At 63.0% G+C, this 6,081-nt stretch carries 4 protein-coding genes; 3 read left to right on the plus strand and 1 reads right to left on the minus strand.

Translation table 11 applies throughout. From position 1 onward, the window contains the following. Position 1: 1 nt before the first annotated feature. The gene (locus A3M3_RS0117010) at positions 2 to 946 is read left to right on the plus strand and encodes a COX15/CtaA family protein (RefSeq protein WP_028267337.1); all 945 of its coding nucleotides are present in this window, start codon (positions 2 to 4) and stop codon (positions 944 to 946) included. A gap of 339 nt (positions 947 to 1,285) precedes the next feature. Here A3M3_RS0117010 and A3M3_RS0117015 read toward each other — a convergent pair whose 3' ends face one another. After that, the gene (locus A3M3_RS0117015; RefSeq protein WP_028267338.1) at positions 1,286 to 2,248 is read right to left on the minus strand and encodes a heme o synthase; all 963 of its coding nucleotides are present in this window, start codon (positions 2,246 to 2,248) and stop codon (positions 1,286 to 1,288) included. A 534-nt stretch (positions 2,249 to 2,782) separates the two neighbouring features. On the opposite strand from A3M3_RS0117015, the gene tkt reads away from it, so the two are divergent. Both tkt and tal read left to right on the plus strand, forming a co-directional pair. Next, positions 2,783 to 4,900: a transketolase gene (tkt, locus tag A3M3_RS0117020; protein ID WP_028267339.1), complete on the plus strand. Its 2,118-nt coding sequence runs from the start codon at positions 2,783 to 2,785 to the stop codon at positions 4,898 to 4,900. Positions 4,901 to 4,958: 58 nt separating this feature from the next. Continuing rightward, on the plus strand, positions 4,959 to 6,077 hold the full coding sequence (gene tal, locus A3M3_RS0117025; RefSeq protein WP_028267340.1) for a transaldolase: 1,119 nt from the start codon (positions 4,959 to 4,961) through the stop codon (positions 6,075 to 6,077). Positions 6,078 to 6,081: the final 4 nt, after the last annotated feature.

Raw genomic sequence — 6,081 nt, forward strand, 5'->3', positions numbered from 1 at the left:
TGTGAGCACGGATTCCCGCCTCCCGAAATCCATCCGGCAGATAGCCGCCAAGCTGCCTACGGAAGTCAACAGCACCGTGCGCAGGCTCGCGATGTTGTCGTTGATCGGCCAGACGGTCCTGGTGGTGACCGGCGGTGCGGTCCGGTTGACATCTTCAGGGCTCGGCTGCCCGACGTGGCCACGCTGCACCAACGGTTCGCTGGTGAATACGCCGGAGATGGGCATCCACGGCTTCATCGAATTCGGTAACCGGATGCTGACCTTCGCTTTGGCGGCCGTTGCCGTCTTAACGCTGGTCTACTTGTGGAACCTCCGCAAGGACCGGCGGGACCTTTTCCTTCTGGCTTTGGGCCTGCTTGCCAGCATTCCGGCACAGGCCATCATCGGCGGCATCACCGTGTTGTCCAATCTCAACCCTTGGGTGGTCGGACTGCACTTCCTCGTCTCCATGTCGTTGATTGTCTTCTCCACACTCTTGGTCAACCGCGCTTACGGCCGGACCGGCCGCTTCATGACGCGTCCGCTGGAATCGATTCCGGGCGCGATGAGCCCCGTCATGACCGCCGTCGCGTTCTTCTCCGCGATTGCCGTGTGCCTGGGCGTCGTAGTGACGGGCGCAGGACCCCACGCCGGCGATGCCAATGCACCGCGCAATGATCTCGATTGGGACCTCGTCTCACATATCCACGCTGTGCCCGCTTACCTCATCACCGCGGGAACCCTCTTTGCTGTTTACCTCGTCCTTCGCAAGGGAATCACCGGCCCGTTCCGGACGGCGACACTCACGCTTCTCGCTGTGACGGTGCTACAGGCGGTCATTGGCTTTACCCAGTACTACAACGGCATTCCGGCGCTCTTGGTGGGCGCCCACATGTTGGGTGCTGCCCTGCTCATGAGTGCGGCCACCAACGCGGCGGATGTGGCGCGTTTCAGCCCTAAGCGCTAGGGCGCACTCCTGCGCCCAGCTCCCCGACCGCGGTTCAGACGCTCACTCATTTATCATGCGCCTTCACCCGACCCTCCATCAGATATGGGTTCCCAAACCCAAACGCTCCATCACATATCACGCCCCAGCCCAAACGCCCGATGCGATCGGGCGAAAATGACAACCCTCCCTCGCGCATGTGGACGTGTCACAGATGTGAGTGAGGGTTGTCATATGGGCCCAACTACGTGAGCGAGCATCGGACGATACGCCCTTATGTCTGAAGGAGGGTTTGTCTTTTAGCTGTAAAAAGTGAGCGGGCGTCCTCGGGTGACGCCGAGGATCGGGGAACCGGGCACGTCAGCCGCCGAGGATCGGGGAACCGATGAACGGGTCCACCGCGAGGGCAATGAATAGCAGGGTCAGGTAGCTGATGGATCCGTGGAAGACCTTCATGGCTCCCTTGTTCGAGACATCGCCGCCCTGGGCCCTGTTGTAGAGCGCATGGGATTCATACAGGAACCAGGCACCCGCGAGGACAGCCACGATCGTGTACACCCAGCCAGCACCGCCTGCCGGCACCATAAGCAAAGAGCACACCACCATAGCCCAGGCGTAGAGCACCACCTGCACGGAAACCACCTTGGCACCGGCGATGGCACCCAGCATGGGGACGTTGGCGTTGCGATAGTCCTCGCCGTAGCGCATCGAAAGCGGCCAATAGTGCGGAGGAGTCCAAAGGAAGATCACCATGAAGAGTACGACGGCGGGCCACTCAACCGTGTTCGTGACCGCAGCCCAGGCGATGAGCACCGGGAAGCAACCTGCGGCGCCGCCCCACACGATGTTCTGTGCAGTGCGACGCTTAAGGATCATCGTGTAGATGACAACGTAGAAAACAATCGCACCGAGACCGAGCCACGCCGAAAGCGGGTTGGCCCCGAACCAGAGGATGGCGATGGACGCGGCCCCAAGGATCCAAGCGAAAACAAGTGCTTCGCGGGGAGTGACTTCACCCGTCACGAGGGGCCGCTTTTCGGTGCGGTGCATCAACTTGTCGATGTCGCGGTCGATGTAACAGTTGAAGACCCCGGCACTACCAGCGGCGAAGGCGCCGCCCACCAAGGTAGCCAGAATCAATCCGATGGAGGGAAAGCCACGCTGGGCAAAGATCATGGTGGGCAGGGTACTGACCAGAAGCAACTCGATCACGCGGGGTTTGGTCAGTGCCAGATACGCCTTGAACTTACGGGGAAGTCCGCTCCTCGCCACAGTCGGGGAAGGGTTGAGGGGCGTATCTGTTGTGCTCACGTTGGCAGTCACTCTGTTCTTTGCTCTGGTGTTCTCACAGCAGCCGCGCCTGCGCGTCAAGGCACTTCAAAGTCCGGGGCACGCGGCGAAGCGTGCATTCGTATCCGGGCTTTCTTTCCGTGCTCTCGATGCGTGCCTTGAATCTGTGCACTCGATCTCTGTGCATTCAATGGCGCACTGGCCGCTGCCGGCCTCCAAATATCATACCGTGGCCCGCTCGGCGCGGCGGCACCGGTGAACTTTCCTTTGTTTCCGAAAGTTCACCGGCACTTTGGCGTCGCCGTGATTCATAAAGCGGAATTTGCGTGCATTTTTTGAGATTCCCACGATTTCGGGCCGGGAAGCGGGCTAAGCTGTCTGCAGATCAGCTCACGCAGGTTTCCGAGAAAGCGTATTCTCAGATTTGCATGTCTGGATGAAAGATCAACGATTCAATGGTGAACGGCTGGTAGACACTTCGCAGCGGGCGCCATTCTGTGCCCCGAGGCCTGCCATGTCCCACCCCCAGCCGTCAGCACAGAGAGGGGCTCGGTTTCCGTGCCACATTTGGAAGAGCAAGAACTGACTTGGACCAGCCTGGACCAACGGGCGGTAGATACCATCCGCGTTTTGGCCGCTGATGCGGTGGAGAAGGTCGGTAATGGTCACCCGGGCACGGCCATGAGCCTGGCGCCGGCCGCCTACCTTCTTTTCCAGAAGCTGATGCGCCACGACCCGAAGCACCCGGACTGGATCGGCCGTGACCGGTTCATCCTCTCTCCCGGGCACACCTCGCTGACCCTGTACATCCAGTTGTTCCTTTCCGGCTACGGGTTGGAGCTGAAGGACCTCGAAGCGCTGCGTACGTGGGGCTCGCTGACCCCGGGGCACCCGGAATACAAGCACACCGCCGGTGTGGAGATCACTACGGGCCCGTTGGGCCAGGGTCTGGCGTCCTCGGTGGGCTTCGCTTACTCCCAGCGCAGGATGCGCGGCCTGTTCGACGCCGATGCTCCTGCCGGTGAGAGCCCGTTCGACCACACCATCTGGGTCATTGCCTCAGACGGCGACCTCCAGGAAGGCGTGACGTCGGAGGCTTCCTCCCTGGCCGGGCACCAGGAGCTGGGCAACCTCGTGGTGATCTACGACGAGAACCACATCTCGATCGAGGACGACACGGACATCGCGTTTACCGAGGACGTGCTCAAGCGTTACGAGGCCTACGGCTGGCACACCCAGCGGGTGGACTGGACCCGGACGGGCGAATACGTCGAGGACGTCCAGGAGCTGTACTCGGCTTTGCTGGCCGCGAAGGCGGAGACTTCCAAGCCCTCGATCATCTCGCTGCGGACCATCATCGGTTACCCGGCCCCGAAGAAGCAGAACACGGGCAAGATCCATGGTTCGGCCCTGGGTACCGAGGAAGTCGCGGCCCTGAAGGAAGTCCTGGGCTTTGACCCGGCCAAGTCCTTCGAGGTTGACCAGGACGTCCTGGCACACGCCCGTGCCGTCGTCGAACGCGGTGCAGCCGAGCGCAGCGAATGGCAGGCATCCTTCGAGGCGTGGCAGGCCGGGAACCCCGAGGGTGCTGCCCTGCTGGAGCGCATCGAAGCCAAGAAGCTCCCGGTCGAACTCGACGCCGCTCTGCCGGTGTTCGAAGCAGGCAAGGACGTCTCCACCCGGGCCGCCTCCGGCAAGGTCCTGAACGCGATCGGCCCGGTCCTTCCCGAACTGTGGGGCGGTTCGGCGGACCTTGCCGAGTCCAACAACACCACGATCGAGGGTTCCCCGTCGTTCATCCCGGCCTCCCGTTCCACGGAAGCCTGGAAGGGCAACCCCTACGGGCGGGTCCTGCACTTCGGCATCCGCGAGCACGCCGCCGCGTCGATCGTGAACGGCATCTCCCTGCACGGCCGGACCCGGGCGTTCTCCGGCACGTTCCTGATCTTCAGCGACTACCAGAAGCCGGCGATCCGTCTCGGTGCCCTGATGGGTGTCCCCTCGCTCTACGTCTGGACCCACGACTCCATCGGGCTGGGCGAGGACGGCCCCACCCACCAGCCGGTGGAACAGCTCGCCACCCTCCGTGCGATCCCGGGCCTGGACGTGGTCCGTCCCGGTGACGCGAACGAGGTGGGCGTAGCGTGGAAGACCATGCTGGAGAACCACGAGAACCCGGCCGGTATCGTGCTGACCCGTCAGAACATCCCGACCTATGCCCGCGGCGAAAGCGTTGCCGAGGGCGACACCTTCGGCTCAACCGGCGGCGTCGCGAAGGGCGGCTACGTCCTGGCCGAAGCATCCAAGGATGGCGCCACGGTCCCGGCCCAGGTGCTGCTGATCGCCACGGGTTCCGAAGTGCAGCTCGCCGTGAAGGCCCGCGAAGCGCTCCAGGCCGAAGGCATCGCCACCCGCGTTGTCTCCATGCCGTGCGTGGAGTGGTTCAACAAGCAGGACGCCGCCTACCGTGAGTCCGTGCTTCCGGCCGCCGTGAAGGCCCGTGTCTCGGTCGAGGCAGGACTGGCCCTGGGCTGGAAGGAATTCGTCGGTGACGCCGGCCGTTCCGTCAGCCTGGAGCACTTCGGCGCCTCGGCGGACTACAAGCGCCTCTTCCAGGAGTTCGGCATCACGGCAGAAGCAGTCGCCGCCGCCGCCAAAGACTCCCTCGCAGGTCTTAGCAGCTGAAAACGCGCCTGAGACGACTTCTTACTGCAACGAACAAATTTCCAAGGAGATTAAAGAAATGACTACGACTCCCACCGCACAGCTTTCCGCCGCCGGCGTGTCCATCTGGTTGGATGACCTTTCCCGGGAACGTCTTTCCAGCGGCAGCCTGCAGAAGCTCATCGACGAGAAGAACGTCGTTGGTGTCACCACCAACCCCTCGATTTTCCACGCCGCGATCACCTCCGGCAGCGACTACGACGCCGTGATTGCCGAAGAGGCTGCCAAGGGCGCAACCGTCGAAGAGACGATCTTCGAAATCACCACCACCGATGTTGCCGATGCCTGCGACCTGTTCGCCCCGGTCGCAGCCGCGACCAAGGGCGTGGACGGCCGGGTCTCCATCGAGGTGGATCCCCGCCTGGCATGGGACACCGAAGGCACCATCGCCGAGGCCAAGCACCTCTACAAAAAGGTCAACAAGGACAACGTCCACATCAAGATCCCGGCAACCTTGGAAGGCCTCGCGGCCATCACGGCGACCCTGGCCGAGGGCATCAGCGTCAACGTGACCCTGATCTTCTCCCTGGAACGCTACCGGGCCGTCATCAACGCTTTCCAGTCCGGCCTGGAGCTGGCCAAGGAGAACGGCCACGATCTCTCCCGGATCCACTCCGTGGCCTCCTTCTTCGTCTCCCGCGTGGATTCCGAGATCGACAAGCGCCTGGACGCCATCGGCACCGAGGAAGCCAAGGCCCTCAAGGGCAAGGCAGGGGTGGCCAACGCCCGTCTCGCGTACCAGGTCTACGAAGAGCTGTTCTCCACTGAACGCTGGGCCGTCCTGGCCGAAGCCGGTGCGCTCCCGCAGCGCCCCCTGTGGGCCTCCACGGGCGTGAAGGACCCGGCCTACCCCGACACCCTCTACGTGACCGGACTCGTCGCCGCCGGCGTCGTGAACACCATGCCGGAAAAGACCCTCGACGCGACCTTCGATCACGGCGTGGTCACCGGAGACACCATCACGGGCACCTACGAGGAAGCAAACAGCGTCCTGAACGCACTCGAGGGCCTGGGCATTTCCTACAACGACGTCGTCGCCCAGCTTGAGTCCGAGGGCCTGGACAAGTTCGTGGCCAGCTGGAAGGAACTCCTGGCCGACGTCGAAGGTGCCCTTGCCTCTGCACGGAAGGCTTCCTAACCCA

Origin of the sequence: Arthrobacter sp. MA-N2 (assembly GCF_000517125.1) — a bacterium.
Classification (GTDB): Bacteria; Actinomycetota; Actinomycetes; order Actinomycetales; family Micrococcaceae; genus Arthrobacter; species Arthrobacter methylotrophus.